The organism is Achromobacter spanius (assembly GCF_002966795.1).
GTDB lineage: Bacteria > Pseudomonadota > Gammaproteobacteria > Burkholderiales > Burkholderiaceae_B > Achromobacter > Achromobacter spanius_D.
On the sequence record NZ_CP023270.1, the window covers coordinates 4,173,383 to 4,188,073 of the forward strand.

The following is a 14,691-nucleotide window of genomic DNA, read 5'->3' on the forward strand; positions in this document are numbered from 1 at the left end:
GAGACACACATTCAACTCGAGGAGTCAGTACCATGCGCAGACGTTCATTGTCCCTGAGCACCCTGTCGGCCATCCTGGTCGGCATGGGCGCATCCGCAACGTCCTACGCTGCCGGCTTTCAGCTCTTGGAGCAGAACGCCAGCGGCCTGGGCAACGCGTATGCCGGCTCGGCGGCAAATCCGGAGAATGCCAGCATCATGTATTTCAACCCGGCAGGCTTGACCTATCTGCCAGGGCTCAATTTCTCCGGCGGGGTAAACCTGATCAAACCGTCGTTCAAGTTTTCGGACAACGGCAACAGCCGCAACCCCAGCGTGCCCGGCATCCCCGGATCAGGCTTGAACGGTTCGGTTCCCACCGGCGGCAATGGCGGGGACGCGGGCCACCTGGGCGTCGTGCCCAACATCTATGCCTCCTGGCAACTGAACGAGCAGTGGTACATCGGGCTGGGCATCGGCGCTCCCTTCGGCCTGATGACCGAATACGACGACGGCTGGGTCGGCCAGTACCACTCGAACAAGTTCGACATCAAGACCATCAACGTCAACCCGTCCATCGCCTACAAGGTCAACGAGAAGTTCTCGATGGGCTTTGGCGTGAACTGGCAGCACATCGATGCGAACTACAAGAAAAAGACCGTGGTGCCCATCGCCGGCCTGCCGCTCGCCACGAATGGCGACGCGGACCTGAACCTGAAGGGCGACGCGTGGGGCTGGAACGTCGGCTTCATGCTGCAACCCACCGAAGACACCCGCATCGGCCTGTCGTACCGCTCGAAGATCAAGCACTCGGCCAAGGGCGACACCGACATCGACAACATCGGCCCGACCGGCCAGTCCGTGTCGTTTGACGCCAAGGCCAACGTCGACCTGCCCGACACGCTGATCCTGAGCGCCACGCACCAGCTCAACGAAAAGTGGGAACTGCTGGGCGACGTGTCGTGGACGGGCTGGAGCAGCATCCCCCAGCTGAAGATCAAGAACTCGGGCCCGGGCGCGCGCGACGATGTGCTGCCGCTCAACTTCCGCGACACCTGGCGCGTCGCCGTGGGCACCAACTACAAGTTCGCCCCCGCCTGGAAGTGGAAGTTCGGCCTGGCCTTCGACCAATCGCCGGTGCACGATGCCGCCGACCGTCCCACGTCCCTGCCCGACAACGACCGCTACTGGTTCTCAACCGGTGTGCAGTGGGCCGCCACCAAGTCCACCACGATCGACGTCGGCTACACCTACCTGTACCTGCGCAAGACGGACATCGACACCACGTCCGGCAGCCAGGCCACCAAGGGCCGCGTGGCGGGCACCTACGACAGCAGCGGCCACATCTTCGGCCTGCAGCTCTCGTCCCGCTTCTAGCCGTGAACGGGCGGACGGCCGTGCGCCGTCCGCCCGCTTTTTCAGGAGACTCCCTTGAGCAAGTTCGTCGTCAAACACGTCGCCGTGCTGGGTGCCGGCGTCATGGGCGCGCAGATCGCCGCCCACCTGGCCAATGCCGGCGTGCCGGTCACGCTATTCGACCTGGCCGCCCGCGAAGGCGACCGCAACGGCATCGTCAAGAAAGCGCTGGCCGGTCTCAAGAAACTGGAACCCGCGCCGCTCGCCGGCGCATCGCGCCTCGCCCTGATCACGCCCGCCAACTACGATGACGACCTGGAGCGCCTGCAAGGCTGCGACCTCATCATCGAAGCCATCGCCGAGCGCATGGACTGGAAGACGGCGCTGTACGAGCGTATTGCCGCGCATGTGGCGCCCGGCGCCATCGTCGCCTCCAACACGTCCGGCCTGTCCATCGACGCGCTGGCAAACGCGCTGCCCGCCGGGCTGCGCGACCGTTTCTGCGGCATCCATTTCTTCAATCCGCCGCGCTACATGCGCCTGGTGGAAATCATCGCCACGTCGCACACGCAGCCGGCCGTGCTGGACCAGCTGGAAACCTGGCTGACGTCCGCCCTGGGCAAGGGCGTGATCCGCGCGCTGGACACCCCGAACTTCGTGGCCAACCGCATCGGCGTGTTCTCGATTCTGGCCGCCATGCACCACACCGCACGCCTGGGTCTGGCCTTCGACGAAGTCGACGCGCTGACCGGCCCCAAGATCGGCCGTCCCAAAAGCGCCACGTACCGCACTGCCGACGTGGTCGGGCTGGACACGCTGGCCCACGTCGTGGGCACGATGGAAAAGAACCTGCCCGACGATCCGTGGCACAAGTATTTCGCGCTGCCCGACTGGCTGTCGGCGCTGATCTCCAAGGGCGCGCTCGGTCAGAAGAGCGGCGCCGGCGTCTACCGCAAGCAGGGCCGCGAGATCCAGGTGCTGGATCTGAAAAAGCAGGATTACGCGCCCGGCACGGGCAAGCTGGCCGACGACGTTGCGGCGCTGCTCAAGGAACGCGATCCGGCCAAACGCTTTGCGGCGCTGCGCGCCAGCGATCATCCGCAGGCGCAATTCCTGTGGAGCCTGTTCCGCGACATCTTCCACTACAGCGCCGTGCAGCTTGAGCACGTGGCCGACAACGCCCGCGATCTGGACCTGGCCATGCGCTGGGGCTTCGGCTGGTCGCAAGGCCCGTTTGAAACCTGGCAGGCCGCGGGCTGGCAGGCGATTGCCGCCGCCGTGGCCGAGGACATCGCCGCCGGCCGCGCCATGAGCAACACACCCCTGCCCGCCTGGGTGCTGGAGCCCAACCGCCAGGGCGTGCACGCCCCGGAAGGTTCGTATTCGGCGCGCACCGGCAAGCTGCATCCGCGCTCGACGCTGCCGGTGTACGCACGCCAGCTGTTCCCGGAACGCGTCGTGGGTGAAGCCCCCGACGACCGCGGCGTCACCGTCTGGGAAAACGAAGGCGTGCGCCTGTGGAACCTGCCGCAGGTCGACGCGGGCATCGCCATCCTGTCCGTCACGTCGCGCAACCACACGCTGGGCGCCGAAGTGCTGGAAGGCGTGCTGCAGGCGGTGGCCAAGGCCGAGCGCGAATTCGATGGCCTGGTCATCTGGCACGACGCGCCCTTCGCCGTCGGCGCGAACCTGCAGCAGGTCGTCGAAGCCTGCGCGGCGGGCCAATGGGACATGCTGGAAGCCACGGTCGAAAAATTCCAGCGCGCCTCGCAGTCGTTCAAGTACGCGCAGGTTCCGACGGTGGCCGCGGTCCAGGGCATGGCGCTGGGCGGCGGCTGCGAATTCCTGATGCACGCCTCGCACCGCGTGCTGGCGCTGGAAAGCTACATCGGCCTGGTCGAGGCCGGCGTGGGCCTGATCCCGGCCGGCGGCGGCAGCAAGGAGTTTGCCGCGCGCGCCGCCGCACTGGCGGCCAAGACGGCCACGCCGGGCGAAGTCTTCCCCTACCTGCAACCGGTCTTCCAGACCATTGCCATGGCCCAGGTCGCCAAGAGCGGGCTGGAAGCCATCGAGGCCGGCTTTGCGCGCGAACACGACATCGTGCTGTTCCATCCCGGCGAGCTGCTGTTTGTGGCGATCGGCCAGGCGCGCGCCGCCGCGCAGGCCGGCTACACCCCGCCAGCGCGGTTGCAGAACGTGCCGGTCGCCGGCCGCAATGGCATCGCCAACTTCGAGATGGTGCTGGTCAATATGCGCGAAGGCGGCATGATCAGCGCGCATGACTATCGCGTGGCGCGAAGTGCTGCGGTCGCGCTGTGCGGCGGCGAAGTGGAGACCGGCACGAAGGTCGACGAGGAATGGCTGCTGGCCGTGGAACGCAAGGAATTCGTGGCGCTGCTGCGCACGCCGGAAACCCAGGCCCGCATCCGCCACACCCTGGAAACCGGCAAACCCTTACGGAACTAGCCCAAAGGAAACGGATATGAGCACGCAAATCCAAGACGCCTACATCGTCGCCGCGACGCGCTTGCCGGTGGGCAAGCGCAACGGCGCCTACATCACCACCCGCCCTGACGATATGCTGGCCGCCGCGCTGAATGGCGCGTTGGCGCAGGTGCCGGGCCTGGACGCGGCGCGCATCGAGGACGTGATCGCCGGCTGCGCCATGCCCGAGGCCGAACAGGGCATGAACGTGGCCCGCATCAGCCTGCTGCTGGCCGGCCTGCCGCAAAGTGTGGCGGGCGTTACCGTGAATCGCTTCTGCGCGTCCGGGCTGCAGGCCGTGGCGGATGCCGCCGCCCGCATCCGCATGGGCGAGGCCGACATCATGATCGGCGCGGGCACCGAATCGATGAGCGCCATGCCGCAGATCATGGGCAACAAGGTGTCCATGAATCCGGAAATCTTCGCCCACGACGAAAACATCGGCATGGCCTTCGGCATGGGCCTGACCGGCGAAAAGGTCGCCGAGCGCTGGAAGGTGTCGCGCGAAGACCAGGATGCCTTTGCGCTGGCGTCGCATCAGAAGGCCTGCGCGGCCATCGCTGCCGGCCACTTCCGCGCCGAGACCACGCCTTATGAGGTGGTCACGCATCTGCCGGACGGTTCCAGCGGCGCGGTGCGCGTGGCGCGCCGTCTCGTCGAGGTCGACGAAGGCCCGCGTCCCGACAGCAGCCTGGAAGCGCTGGCCCGTTTGAAGCCGGTGTTTTCGACGCGCGGCAGCGTCACGGCCGGCAACAGCTCGCAGATGTCCGATGGTGCGGCGGCCGTGATCCTGGTGTCCGACCGCATTCTGCGCGAATTCAACCTCAGCCCGTTGGCGCGCTTTGCGGGTTTTGCCGTGGCTGGCGTGCCGCCCGAGGTCATGGGCATCGGTCCGGTCGCCGCGATTCCGAAGGTGCTGGATCGGGCCGGCATCAAGCAGGACGCGCTGGACTGGATCGAGCTCAACGAAGCCTTCGCGGCGCAGTCGCTGGCCGTCATCCGCGAATTGAACCTGGATCCGGCCAAGATCAACCCGCTGGGCGGCGCCATTGCGTTGGGCCACCCGCTGGGCGCGACGGGCGCCATCCGCACCGCCACGATCACGCACGGACTGCGCCGCACCGGCGGCAAGTACGGGCTGGTCACGATGTGCATCGGCACCGGCATGGGCGCGGCCGGCCTGTTCGAGGCCATGTAGGCAGGCGGCGGACAGCGTGAAGCCCTACTGGTTCAAGAACCTGTCGCCCGAGTGGCGCGCGCGGCTGATGCGGGTGGGCTTCAACCTGCATCCGGCCTTTCGCGCCACCGGCGGCCGTGTGTTGCACGTGTCGCCGGATTTCCAGCACATCCGCATCAAGCTGCCGCTGCTGCGCCGCACGCGCAATATCGTGGGGTCGATGTACGGCGGCTCGCTGTTCGCAGTCACAGACGGCGCGCATCCGACCATGCTGATGTCGGCGCTGGGCGCCGATCACGTCGTGTGGGACAAGGCGGCATCCATCCGTTTCCGCAAACCGGCCTACACCACGCTCTACGTCGACTTCCGGCTACCCCCTGGCGAGATTGCGGAAATCCGGCGCCTGCTTGCCTCGCATCACGAAACGACCCGCACCTACACGGTCGAACTGAAGGACAAGGACGACGTCGTGTACGCCGTCGTGGAACGCACGATCTACATCGCAGACAAGAAGTTCTACAAACAGAAGAACACTGGAGGTGACAAATGCGTTTCAACCCCGGAGGGCGCGCCGCCGCCCTGAGCCTGATTCTTGCCGCCAGCCTGGCGGGCGCGCCGGCCCACGCTGACGTCGACGTCGCCGGCGTGCGCGTGCCCGAACAGCTTGCCGAAGGCGGCCACATGCTGACGCTGAATGGCGCCGGCCTGCGCACCCGCTTCGTCGTCAAGGTCTACGTGGCGGCGCTGTACGTCACCACGAAGACCCACGATGCCGCCACGATCATCGGCAGCACCGAGCCGCGCCGAATCCGTCTGCAAATGCTGCGCGACGTGGACAGCAAGAGCCTGGACGGCGCGCTGCAGGACGGTTTGCGCGACAATACGCCCTCGCAGGCGCTGGCCGCGTTAAAGGAACCCGCCGAACGCCTGTCGCGCCTGATGGCCGACATCGGCGCCGCGCGCGAAGGCGATGTCATCGACCTGGACTTCGATGCCCGCGGCGTTGCGATCGCCAGCAACGGCAAGCCGCGCGGCCGCATCGACGATCCCGCCTTCGCCCGCGCATTGCTGCGCGTCTGGCTGGGCGACAGCCCCGCGCAGGCCTCCCTGAAGAAAGCCCTGTTGGGCAACTAGGGCCTTGCGCCCCAACGGAACCGCAAGACATGGAACGAATCTGGCACAAGAGCTATCCCTACGGTGTGCCCGCCGAGATCGAGACTGACGGCGAGACAACGCTGGTGACGATCATCGAGGAAAGCTTCCGGCGCTTTCCCGACAAGACGGCCTACATCAGCATGGGCAAGTCGATCACGTACGCCGAACTGGACGCGCTGACGCGCCGCTTCGCGGCATGGCTGCACGCCCACGGCCTCACGCGCGGCGACCGCGTCGCGCTGATGATGCCCAACCTGCTGCAGTATCCCGTCTGCCTTTTCGGCGCCCTGCGCGCCGGCTGCATCGTGGTCAACTGCAACCCGCTCTACACCGCGCGCGAACTCGAACACCAACTGGCCGACGCCGGCGCGCGCGCCATCGTGGTCGCGGACAACTTCGCAGCCACGTTGCAGAAGGCCTTGCCCGGCACGCAGGTCGAGCACGTGCTGGTCACCTCCATCGGAGAAATGCTGGGTCCGATCAAGGGGCGGCTGGTGGATTTCGCGGTCCGGCGCGTCAAGCGCATGGTGCCAGCCTGGTCGATGCCCGGCTCGCACAAGCTGGGCGATGCGCTGCGTGCGGCGCGCGACCTGCCATTCACCGACATGCAGCTCTCGCCTGCCGACCTGGCGTTCCTGCAGTACACGGGCGGCACGACCGGCGTGGCCAAGGCCGCCATGCTGTCGCACGGCAACATGGTCGCCAACGTGAGCCAGGCCTACGCGTGGGTAAGACCCCTGGTGAAAGACGGCGAGGAATGCATCGTCACGGCCCTGCCGCTGTATCACATCTTCGCGCTGACGGCGAACTGCCTGACCTTCATGAAGCTGGGCGCAAGCAACCTTCTGATCGTCAATCCGCGCGACATCCCCGGGCTGATCAAGGAAATGGGCAAGGTGCCGATCTCGGCCTTTACCGGCGTCAACACGCTCTTTAACGCGCTGCTCAACCACCCGGATTTCGCCCACCTGGATTTTTCGCGCCTGCGGCTCACCATGGGCGGCGGCATGGCAGTGCAGCGGTCGGTGGCGGACCGCTGGCGCGCGGCGACCGGCGTGTCGATCGCCCAGGCCTACGGCCTGACCGAAACATCGCCCGCCGTCACCATCAATCCGCTGGACACCAAGATCTTCAACGGATCCATCGGATTGCCCGTGCCGTCCACCGACCTGTCGATCCGCGACGACGCGGGCCGCGAACTGCGCGTCGGCGAAACCGGCGAAATCTGCGTGCGCGGTCCGCAGGTCACGCGGGGCTACTGGAACCGGCCGGACGAGACGGCGCTTGTCATGTACCCGGACGGCTTTCTGCGCACGGGCGACGTGGGTTATGTCGACGAGACTGGCTACGTGTATCTGGTCGATCGCAAGAAAGACATGATCCTGGTGTCCGGCTTCAACGTGTACCCAAATGAAGTCGAGGACGTGGCCGCCCTGCATCCCGGCGTGCGCGAGGTCGCCGCCGTGGGCGTGCCGGACGAGCGCTCCGGCGAGGCGGTCAAGCTGTTCGTGATCCGCAAGGACCCCACGCTGGATGCCGAAACACTGATCGCGCATTGCCGCAGCCAGCTTACCGGCTACAAGGTGCCGCGCCACATCGAGTTCCGCGACGACCTGCCCCGCACCAATGTGGGCAAGATTTTGCGGCGCGAACTGCGTCCCGACGCGCCGGCGCCTGCCGCCGCGCCAGGTGCAGCACCAGCGCCCACATCTGCCGCCACATCCGCCAGCACCGCGAGCACCGTCAACCCGACGACTGGCCAGCGCTGATCGGCGCACCGCCGACCGTACCCCGTTTTCGCGGGCGAAACACTGTCGCGCGCCGCCAACAGCGGTCATGGCGGCGCGTGGCGCCAGCCTGGGCCGGCGTTCGCTTCAACTCCATGAATTGACAGGACATTCCTGTGCAAGCCCTGCCGCCTTGAAGCGCCGCAGGGCTTTTTTACATCTTCCCCCGATGCACGCTATTGGCTGGGCCCATCGACACAATTGATAATTATTATCGTTGTTATTTCGATACGTAACTGGCCGGACCCAACCGACGCCAGTGGGGAGATCCTCTTGAAGCACCATCACACCCCGGCCGCCCTGCGCGCGCGGCTGCACCCCCGTGTTCCCGCCGCCGCCGCGCTGGCCGCCTGCCTGGGCGCGGGCGCCGCGCATGCGCAGCCCGAACAGCCCGCCACCCTGCCGGCCGTCCAGGTGCTCGGCACCGGCGAAACGGCCACCGGCCCCGTCGACGGCTACATCGCCCGACGCAGCGCCACCGGCACCAAGACCGACACGCCGTTGTCCGAAACGCCCCAGGCCATCACCGTGATCCCGCGCGAGCAGATCATCGACCAGGGTTCGCAGAACGTGCAGGACACGATGAACTACGCCGCGGGCGTGCGGCCCAACGCCTACGGCGTGGACAACCGCGGCGACTACGTGCGCGTGCGCGGCGTCGAGCCCGTGCAGTATCTGGACGGCCTGCGCCAATTCTTCAGCTTCAACAACCCGCGCACCGAGGTCTATGGTCTGGAACGCGTCGAGGTGCTGCGCGGCCCGTCGTCGATGCTGTACGGACAGGGCAGCACGGGCGGCATCGTCAACCTGGTCAGCAAGCGCCCGCAGGCCGAGCAGCAAGGCGAAATCGGCGTGCAGCTGGGCAACTTCAACCGCCGTGAGATCCAGGCCGACATCACCGGCCCGCTGACCGAGGACGGCCAGTGGCTGTATCGCGTGGTGGCGCTGGGCCGCGACAGCGACACGCAGGTGCAGTACGCGCAGGACGACCGGATGTTCCTCGCGCCGTCGCTCACGTGGCAGCCCAGCGCCGCCACGTCATTGACGCTGCAGGCCTCGTGGCAGAAAGACCGGTCCGGCACGACGCAATCGTTCCTGCCGTGGAGCGGCACCGTGGATCACAATCCCAACGGCCGCATCCCGACGCGCCGTTTTGCCAGCGAACCGGGCTTTGACACCTACGACACCGAGCAATTCAACGTCGGCTGGCTGTTCGAGCACAAATTCAACGACACCTGGAAGGTCCGCCAGAACTTCCGCAACACGGTCAGCAGCGTGGACTACAAATCGCTGTACCCCAACGTGTATGGCGACCGCCGCGGCAATTCGTACATCGACCCCGAACAGACCACGGTCGACCGCTACTACTACATCAACAAGCCGCGCATGCGCACGCTGCTGGCCGACCAGAACCTGGAAGGCAAGCTGAACTGGGGCCGCACGCAGCACACCGTCATCGTCGGCATGGACTACACGCGTTACCGCGAGACCAGCCAGTCGGACAGCGGGCTGGGATCGCCGCTGAACCTGTACCACCCGGTGTACGGCAATGCGCCCGATTACACGCTCAGCGACTCGCCCAAGCAACGCCAGCAGCAACTGGGCTTCTATGCGCAGGACCAGATCACGTTCGACAAGAACTGGATCCTGCTGGCCGGCATCCGCCGCGACCGCGTCGAAAGCACGGCCGAGGGCCAGGACAAGGAAACCGATCAGGCCACCACCAAGCGCTTCGGCCTGATGTACGCCGCCGACAACGGCTGGTCGCCGTATGTGAGCTACAGCGAGTCCTTCACGCCCATCGCGGGCGCGGACTTCTACGACCAGCGCTGGAAGCCCATGCGCGGCAAGCAGTGGGAACTGGGACTGAAGTACATGCCGCCGGGCGCCGACCTGGAATTCACGGCAGCGGCGTACGACCTGCGCGAAAGCAACCGCCAGACCAACGATCCGGACAATCCCAACAATCAGATCCAGGCTGGCAAGACGCGCACGCGCGGCGTCGAACTGGAGGCGCGTGGCCGCGTCACCCAGAACGTGGACGTGATCGCCAACTACATCTACACCGACATCGATCCGCAACTGGAAGGCATGCCCAAGCACATGGTGTCGCTGTGGAGCAAGTACCGCTTCGCGCTGGCGGGTCAGCCCGGCTTCGCGGTCGGCGCCGGCGCACGCTTCCTGTCCAAGTTCCGCGACGGCGGCGCGCCGGAGACGCCTTCGGTCACGCTGTTCGATGCAATGGTCAGCTACACCAACGGCCCGTGGCGCTACGCGCTAAACGTCAACAACATCGCGGACCGCACGTACGAAGTGGTCTGCCTGGATCGTGGCGACTGCTTCTACGGCGCGCGCCGCACGGTCATGTTGAGCGGCGCCTACCGCTTCTGACGCAGAAACTGTCCCCATATCCGGGACAGATATTGGGGTCAACCTGTACGTACATGCTGTACGTACAGGTGTACACTACGATTTTTTCACCCGTCCGACAGACGCGCGCATGAACGTCTGCAACCCAGAAAAATCGTCCTGGAGACCTCGATAGTGTCGACCGCAACTACCCGCTCGCCCTTTTTTGGCACGATGCAGAAAATCCCTGGTGGATTGATGCTGGTGCCGCTGATCCTGGGTTCCCTGATCGGCACCTTCGCCCCTGATGCACTCGCCATCGGCGGCTTCACCACCGCCCTCTTCAAGAACAGCGCGCTGCCGCTGATCGCGCTGCTGATCTTCGCGACCGGCACGCACGTCAACGCCCGCACCGGCGGCCCGATCCTGGCCACGGCCGGCACCATCCTGCTGATGAAGACGCTCGTGCCCGCCACGCTCATCATCATCCTGGGCAGCTACGTCGGTCTGGACGGTCTGTGGGGCGTGTCGATCCTGGCCCTGCTGGCCGCGTTCGACAATAGCAACGGCGGCCTGTGGCTCGCCTACACCGGCCAATACGGTGACGCCCGCGACCGCGGCGCCTACGTCGCCAGCGCGGTCAACGACGGCCCCTTCTTCAGCCTGCTGTTCCTGGGCGCGTCCGGCCTGGCCGACATCCCGATGATCGCTCTGGTGGCGGCACTGGTGCCCTTCCTGCTGGGCGTGGTCGTCGGCAACCTGGACCCCAAGTGGCGCGACGTGCTCAAGCCCGTGCCGAACATCGTCATCCCGTTCTTCGCCTTCGCGCTGGGCACGGGCATCGATCTGGGCGCGGTGGTTGGCGGCGGCATCAGCGGCCTGATCCTGGGCCTGATCATCAGCCCGATCACCGGCGGTCTGGTCTACCTGGGCTACCGCATCATCCTGCGCCGCGGCGGCAAGAGCGGCCTGGGTTTTGCGGCCGGCACCACCGCCGGCAACGCCATCGCCACGCCCGCCGTGGTCGCGGCGGCCGACCCCAACTTCCAGCAATACGTGTCGACCGCCACCGCGCAGGTCGCCGCTTGCGTGCTGATCAGTTCCATTCTGGCTCCCGTGCTGGCATCCTGGTTCCTCAAGCGCGCCGGTGAACTGAAGTCCGAGGACGCCGACGCCACCGTCGCCCCGCCCCTGACCGAAGCCCGCGGAGAGGCCTTGTGAAACCCACCATCGCCATCGTCGCCGACGATCTGACCGGCTCCGGCGACACCGCCGTGCAATTTGTGCGCGCCGGCTGGTGCACGCATCTGTCGATCGGCGGCGCGGACGAGGCCCTGTCCGGGCCCGCCCACGACGGCGTCGAGGTGCTGGCCGTCACGACCAACAGCCGCGCGCTCAGCGCGGCCGATGCGGCCGAAGTCATTCGCGGCAACGTGCGCCAGCTTCGCGATGCGGGCGTGACGCGCCTGTACAAGAAGGTGGACTCGACGCTGCGCGGCGCGTTCAAGGCCGAGATCGATGCGGCACGCGAGGCCTGGGGTGATGACGCCATCGCGGTGGTCTGCCCCGCCTTTCCGGCCACGGGCCGCACTGTCGAGCAAGGCATTCTGTATGTGAACGGCAAGCCGGTCACCGAGACCTCGGCGGCCACCGACCCGGTCACGCCCGTGACCGAAAGCCATATCCCCACCCTGCTTGGCTGCGCCCACGTCGCGCCGCTGGCTGAAGACACGCCCGAAACGCTGGCCGCGCGCATCGCGCAGGCGGGCGGCGCCGTGGTGGTGGACGCGGCCACCGATGCCGACCTGGAACGGCTGGCGCGCGCCGTCGGGCTGCTGGGCGAACGCGCCCTGCCCGTGGGCGCGGGCGGCCTGGCTGTGCCGCTGGCCCGCGTATGGGCCGGCGCCGACCAGACCGCGCCCGTAGTGGTCGTGGTGACCTCGCAGCACAGCGCCGCGCGCGGCCAGGCCGCCGCGCTGCAGGCAGCGGGCGCCGACACCTGGAGCCCGTCGCTCGATCAACTGGCCGACGACGCGCAGTGGCAGGCCTGGAGCCAGCCGCTCCTGCAGTCGCACGCGCAGGCCCCGCTGGAGTCCGGCACCATTCTGCTGCTGGCCCCCGAAGGCCAACGCGCCGGCCTGGATTCCGATACGGTCGCCGACCGGCTCGGCAGCCTTGCCGCGCAATTGATCGCCGCCTCGCGCGCGGCAGGTGTCGTCGCCACGGGCGGCGACGGCGCGCGCAGCGTGCTGGTGGCCCTGCAGGCCAACGGCATCGCTTTGGTGGATGAAGTAATGGGCGGCGTGCCACTGGGCACGCTGACCGGAGGCACGGCCGCAGGCCTGCCCGTGGTGACCAAGGCTGGCGGCTTTGGCACCGAAGACGTACTGGTTCGCGCGGTGCGCGCGATCCGCGACAGGAGATTCAAGCGATGACACAAACCCCTCCCGCAAAGCTGCCGCTCTTGGCTGTGACCTTGGGCGACGTAGCGGGCATCGGGCCGGAAATCACGGCCAAGATGCTCATGGGCCACGACGAGCTGCGCCAGAAGGCGCGCCTCTTCGTGGTCGGCGATGCAGACGTCATGGCCAATGCCGTGCGCAACCTGGGCGCCGACCCCGCGATCGTGCGCAAGATCGAACGTCCGGCTGACGCGACCAACACCCCGGGCGTGATCGAAGTGCTGCAGGCCGGCCCGTCGCTCGCGCACGTCAAGCTGGGCGAGATCAGCGCGGACGCCGGCGACGGCTCGGTGCGCTTTGTCACCACGGCCTGCGCCCTGGCGCGTGCCGGTGAGATCGACGGCATCGTCACCGCCCCGCTGAACAAGGCCGCGATGCACGCCGCCGGCCACAAGTGGCCCGGCCACACCGAATTGCTGGCCCATGAGTTCGGCGTCAAGACCTTCTCGCTGGTGCTGTCTGCCGGCGACCTCTACATCTTCCACGCCACGACGCACGTCTCGCTGCGCCAAGCCATCGAAGACGTGAACCCTGCCCGCATGCGCGCCGTGCTGCGCCTGGCCGGATCGTTCGCCACTGCCTTGGGCCGCGCCGACGAACCCGTCGCCGTCGCGGGTCTGAACCCGCACGCCGGCGAGAATGGCATCTTCGGCAGCGAAGACGCCGACATCCTGGCGCCCGCCGTGGCCGAAGCCAACGCCGCCGGCATCCTGGCTGCCGGCCCCATCCCGGCCGACGCGCTGTTCCCGCAGGCCGTGCGCGGCAAGTGGAAGTTCGTGATCGCCTGTTACCACGACCAGGGCCACGCGCCCTTCAAGTCCGTGTACGGCGACGACGGCGTCAACATCACGGTGGGCCTGCCCGTCGTGCGCGTGTCCGTGGACCACGGCACCGCCTTCGACATCGCCGGCAAGGGCATCGCGCGCGAAGACAGCCTGATCCTGGCCGCCGAGCGCGCTGCGCATCTGGCCCCGGGCTGGACGCATGTATGGGAAACTGCGCGGGCACAAACCGGAGGTTGATTCCCATGGCGCCCGCCACGCACGACGCATTGCCCGATCTTGACCGCGCGGGAGACATCCCGCTGCACGCCCAGGTGGCGTCGCGGTTGCGCGGGTACATCCGCACGAACAAGCTCGCGGCGGGCGCCGTGCTGCCGAGCGAAGCCGCGCTGTGCGACCGCTTCGGCGTGGCCCGCAGCGTAGTGCGCCAGGCCCTGGCGGCGCTGGCCGCCGAAGGTCTGATCCAACGCGAGACCGGGCGCCCCGCCACCGTGGCGGCGCCGCAGGAACACCGCCGCCTCGTGCAGCGGTCCACCGGTCTGTATGAGCAATTTGCCCAGTCGGGCGTGGCGCTGCGCACGCGCGTGCTGGCGCTGGGCCCGGCCGAGCCGCCCGCCGAGGTTGCCGAGTTCTTCGGCACCACCCGCCTTCTGATGCTGGAACGCCTGCGCCACGTGGCCGAAGCGCCGCTGGCCTACGTGCGCACCTGGCTGCCCGCCGACGCGGTGCCGGGCCTGCGCGCCGAACATCTTGCCGACGCGTCCCTGCACGGCGTGCTGACGCGGCAATTCGGCCTGCGCCCCGGTGCCGGCCGCAATCAGATCCGCGCGGTCGCAGCGAACAGCGAGCTTGCCGCGCTGCTGGACACGCAGACGGGCACGCCGCTATTGATGCTGCAGGGCCAGGGCATGGACCAGCACGGCAAACCGCTGGAATGGTTCACCACCTGGCATCGCGCCGAACAACTGGTGTTCGACGTGGACGTCAGCATGGGACATGAAAGCGTGCAGCCCCGGCTGCATGAAACCGCGCCCGAGCCGCAGGCGCCGGTCAATGGACAGGACCCGCTGGCGCGCGCGCAGGCGCTGGTGGCGGAACTGTCGGCGGAGCTGGCGCGGTTGCGCGGGCAGTCTTGAATCACCGCACGCTTCGCGGCAGCCG

11 protein-coding genes are annotated in these 14,691 nt (G+C 67.5%); all 11 read left to right on the top strand.

Annotated elements, in window-relative coordinates; genetic code table 11:
* Positions 1-32 precede the first annotated feature (32 nt).
* The 11 genes from CLM73_RS18770 (at position 33) to CLM73_RS18820 (ending at position 14,666) form a co-directional block, all read left to right on the top strand.
* The gene (locus CLM73_RS18770) at positions 33-1,355 is read left to right on the top strand and encodes an OmpP1/FadL family transporter (protein ID WP_199778169.1); all 1,323 of its coding nucleotides are present in this window, start codon (positions 33-35) and stop codon (positions 1,353-1,355) included.
* Positions 1,356-1,409: 54 nt separating this feature from the next.
* Positions 1,410-3,800: a 3-hydroxyacyl-CoA dehydrogenase/enoyl-CoA hydratase family protein gene (locus tag CLM73_RS18775; RefSeq protein WP_105239719.1), complete on the top strand. Its 2,391-nt coding sequence runs from the start codon at positions 1,410-1,412 to the stop codon at positions 3,798-3,800.
* Between the two features lie 16 nt (positions 3,801-3,816).
* A complete protein-coding gene (locus CLM73_RS18780; RefSeq protein WP_105239720.1) occupies positions 3,817-5,016 on the top strand; it encodes an acetyl-CoA C-acyltransferase in 1,200 nt (399 codons plus the stop codon).
* Between the two features lie 16 nt (positions 5,017-5,032).
* Entirely contained in the window at positions 5,033-5,578 is a 546-nt protein-coding gene (locus tag CLM73_RS18785) for a DUF4442 domain-containing protein (RefSeq protein WP_105239721.1), read from the top strand.
* Complete coding sequence (locus CLM73_RS18790; RefSeq protein ID WP_105239722.1) at positions 5,542-6,129, top strand: chalcone isomerase family protein; 588 nt, start codon at positions 5,542-5,544, stop codon at positions 6,127-6,129. The genes CLM73_RS18785 and CLM73_RS18790 overlap by 37 nt, the downstream gene beginning before the upstream one ends.
* A 29-nt stretch (positions 6,130-6,158) precedes the next feature.
* Positions 6,159-7,919, top strand: a complete 1,761-nt coding sequence (locus CLM73_RS18795; RefSeq protein WP_105239723.1) for an AMP-binding protein — start codon at positions 6,159-6,161, stop codon at positions 7,917-7,919.
* A gap of 318 nt (positions 7,920-8,237) precedes the next feature.
* Positions 8,238-10,328: a TonB-dependent siderophore receptor gene (locus CLM73_RS18800; RefSeq protein WP_105241605.1), complete on the top strand. Its 2,091-nt coding sequence runs from the start codon at positions 8,238-8,240 to the stop codon at positions 10,326-10,328.
* Between the two features lie 192 nt (positions 10,329-10,520).
* Entirely contained in the window at positions 10,521-11,507 is a 987-nt protein-coding gene (locus CLM73_RS18805; protein ID WP_418904957.1) for a 2-keto-3-deoxygluconate permease, read from the top strand.
* Positions 11,504-12,721 (top strand): D-threonate kinase, encoded by a 1,218-nt coding sequence (dtnK, locus tag CLM73_RS18810; RefSeq protein ID WP_105239725.1) that lies wholly within the window; start codon positions 11,504-11,506, stop codon positions 12,719-12,721. Before CLM73_RS18805 ends, dtnK begins: the two co-directional genes overlap by 4 nt.
* The gene (gene pdxA / locus CLM73_RS18815; protein ID WP_105239726.1) at positions 12,718-13,770 is read left to right on the top strand and encodes a 4-hydroxythreonine-4-phosphate dehydrogenase PdxA; all 1,053 of its coding nucleotides are present in this window, start codon (positions 12,718-12,720) and stop codon (positions 13,768-13,770) included. The genes dtnK and pdxA overlap by 4 nt, the downstream gene beginning before the upstream one ends.
* A 5-nt stretch (positions 13,771-13,775) precedes the next feature.
* Positions 13,776-14,666, top strand: coding sequence for a GntR family transcriptional regulator (locus CLM73_RS18820; protein WP_105239727.1), 891 nt, complete (start codon positions 13,776-13,778; stop codon positions 14,664-14,666).
* The last annotated feature ends 25 nt before the right edge of the window (positions 14,667-14,691 follow it).